The 2,737-nt window shown below is 65.5% G+C and carries 3 protein-coding genes; all 3 read left to right on the top strand.

What is annotated here, in order from left to right; translation table 11 throughout:
- The first annotated feature begins 342 nt into the window (after positions 1-342).
- A complete protein-coding gene (locus MOV74_RS35420) occupies positions 343-1,122 on the top strand; it encodes an NAD kinase (RefSeq protein ID WP_246931787.1) in 780 nt (259 codons plus the stop codon).
- Between the two features lie 99 nt (positions 1,123-1,221).
- Positions 1,222-1,767 carry a response regulator gene (locus MOV74_RS35415; RefSeq protein ID WP_212092297.1) on the top strand — a complete coding sequence of 182 codons (546 nt, stop codon included), beginning with the start codon at positions 1,222-1,224 and terminating at the stop codon, positions 1,765-1,767.
- Positions 1,768-1,794: 27 nt separating this feature from the next.
- Complete coding sequence (locus MOV74_RS35410) at positions 1,795-2,373, top strand: Hpt domain-containing protein (protein ID WP_246931785.1); 579 nt, start codon at positions 1,795-1,797, stop codon at positions 2,371-2,373.
- The last annotated feature ends 364 nt before the right edge of the window (positions 2,374-2,737 follow it).

Raw genomic sequence — 2,737 nt, 5'->3', positions numbered from 1 at the left:
CGGCGGATCGTCCGCGCGCGCGATGCATGCGAGCGCGACCGCGGACACCGCCAGCACCAGCCCCGTTCCTCGCAGCGTCGACCAGATCGTGAGCATGATCGTTCTCCCTCCCCGGCTGCAACAGCCGGGTGCGCCCCCAAGCTAGCGGGGAATTGCGACGGTTTGCGGGATTTCCGGTCGGTTGGCGCGTGCGGCCCGGCTGGCTCAAATCAACCCGTTTTGTTCTCTGGATCGACAATCGCCCGTTTGCCTTGAGCGCCGGTCGTCCTCGACAATGGAGGCCCACCTCGTATAGACGAGCCCGGCGGAACTTCCTCCAGCCAGCGGCCTGCCCGACAAGCCATGACCAAGCCCCAGCGATACGACCGCATCGCCTTTGTCGCCAGCCCGAGCAGCGAGGCGCAGGCCGCCTTCAGCCAGCTCACCAGGGACTATGGCAATTGCGCCCCGACGGAAGCCGATGTCGTCGTCGCGCTCGGCGGCGACGGGCTGATGCTGCAGACGCTGCACCAGAACATGCACTCGGGAAAGCCGATCTACGGCATGCACCGCGGCACCGTCGGCTTCCTGATGAACGAGTATTCGCCGCACGATCTGCGCGCGCGGCTCGAGACGGCGCATGAATCGGAGATCAATCCGCTCCTGATGCGCGCGACCGACGTCAACGACCGTGTTCACCTGCACCACGCCATCAACGAGGTGTACCTGTTCCGGCAGACCTCCCAGGCGGCACGCCTGCGGATCCTGATCGACGAGCGCGAGCGCATGCCCGAGCTGATCGCCGACGGGATCATTGTGGCGACGCCGGCCGGCTCGACCGCCTACAATCTGTCGGCGCAAGGACCGATCCTGCCGATCAACGCCGCCCTCCTGGCGCTGACCCCGATCAGCGCCTTCCGGCCGCGGCGTTGGCGCGGCGCCCTGCTCCCCAACACCGCCTATGTCGTGATCGAGGTGCTGGAGGACGACAAGCGTCCCGTCGCGGCCGTCGCCGACCATGAGGAGGTACGCAGGGTCCGGCGCGTCGAGGTCCTGTCCGACAAGAGCATCTCGATGCGCATGCTGTTCGATCCGGGCCACAGCCTGGAAGAGCGCATCCTGCGCGAGCAGTTCGGCTACTAAACCCGTCGCCCCGCTTGCCGCCGGCACTGCGTCCGCAACCCTTCGTTAACCGCCGCCACGATATGGTTAACGAAGGTTGACCGTTTTGGCCCGGGCGTCATGTTCCGTATCGACTTCAACAAGCTGCGCTTCCTCGTCTGCGACGACAACCCGCACATGCGCCGCATCCTGCGGACGCTGCTGCATTCCTTTGGCGCGCGCGAAGTCTACGAGGCCGAGGACGGCGCCACCGCGCTCGAGATGTACAGCCATTACGTGCCCGACATCGTCATCACCGACTGGGCCATGCCGATCTTCGACGGGCTCGAGCTCGCGCAGATGATCCGGCAGCCGGACTCCAAGGGCAACCCCTACGCGCCGATCATCATGCTGACCGGTCATTCCGAGAAGCGCCGTGTCACTGTCGCGCGCGATGCCGGCGTCACCGAATTCCTGGCTAAGCCGATCTCGGCCAAGGGGCTCTATCAGCGCATCCTCAACGTGGTCGCCAATCCCCGCCCCTTCATCAAGACCAAGACCTATTTCGGGCCGGACCGGCGCCGCAACACCAATTCCGCCTATATGGGTCCCGAGCGCCGCGTCGGCGAAAAGCACGAGGTGCTGCAGCAGCCCTCGCTGCTCGACAAAGCCCGTTCCACCATCTAGCGCAACGTCCCGAACGAGGCAGGCATCATGGCGAAGAACAGCGCAAAGGACATCGCAGTCAAGGCCTTCGCCACGCATCAAATCATCACGCAGCCCAACCCGCTGCGCAAGGTTATCCGCCGCGTCGACGCGAAGGACCTGGACGATCCGGTCGCTCGCGCCGAGCAGGCGCTCGCGGGCCTTTCCGGCGAGTTCAAGGACTGGATGGCAACCGAGGTCAACCGGCTGTCGGCCGCCTATGTCGCCGTCCGCAATGACGGCTTTACCAAGGAAAGGCGCGACGAGCTGTTTCACGCCGCCCACGACATCAAGGGCGACGCCGCAACCTTCGGCTATCCGGCCGCGGCGGGGGTAGCCGAGAGCCTGTGCCGCGTCATCGAGCACGCGCCTGATCTCGAAAAGGTGCCGGCCGAGCTGTTCACGCACCACATCAACGCCATCCTCGCCATCGTGCAGGAGAACACCAGGCTCGACCGCATCAGCGTCTCCGCCGAGTTGAGCCGGCGCCTGCGCAAGGTCGCCGACGACTATCTCGCCCATGTCAACCGCGACCGCCCCGAACATCTCGAGGTGATCCTGGCGCCGAGCATCGTGCCGGGGGAGTGAGGTCCAGCTCTCTCCCCGTCATTGCGAGGAGCACTTGCGACGAAGCAATGACGGTGGTTGGGAGGCTGGGCCTATCCCCACGATCAGATCGTAGGGTGGATTAGCGCAGCGTAGTCCACCGCTTTGATTGCCGCAGAAACAGAATTGGTGGGTTACGGCTTCGCCTAACCCACCCTACGGCACCTCGCTACGCCGCGATCAGATCGTAGACGTCCTCGTCCGCGACGATCTCGTCGCAGAACAGCCTTGCTTCCTCCCGCGCCGACTCCGTGGCGAAGCGGCGCAGCAGGACCATCAGCGGCTCGGTGGCGCCGCCGTCGGTCTCGCAATGGGTGAGCACGCGCTCGACCATGCGCCGGCGCAG

This window comes from Bradyrhizobium sp. SHOUNA76, assembly GCF_023006445.1.
Classification (GTDB): Bacteria; Pseudomonadota; Alphaproteobacteria; order Rhizobiales; family Xanthobacteraceae; genus Bradyrhizobium.
This window is presented reverse-complemented; position numbering and strand designations above follow the sequence as displayed.

Bases quoted from the DNA above. Each gene is read 5' to 3' on its own strand.
- MOV74_RS35420 (WP_246931787.1), top strand. From the start codon at position 343: ATGACCAAGCCCCAGCGATACGACCGCATCGCCTTTGTCGCCAGCCCG.
- MOV74_RS35410 (WP_246931785.1), top strand. From the start codon at position 1,795: ATGGCGAAGAACAGCGCAAAGGACATCGCAGTCAAGGCCTTCGCCACG.
- MOV74_RS35415 (WP_212092297.1), top strand. From the start codon at position 1,222: ATGTTCCGTATCGACTTCAACAAGCTGCGCTTCCTCGTCTGCGACGAC.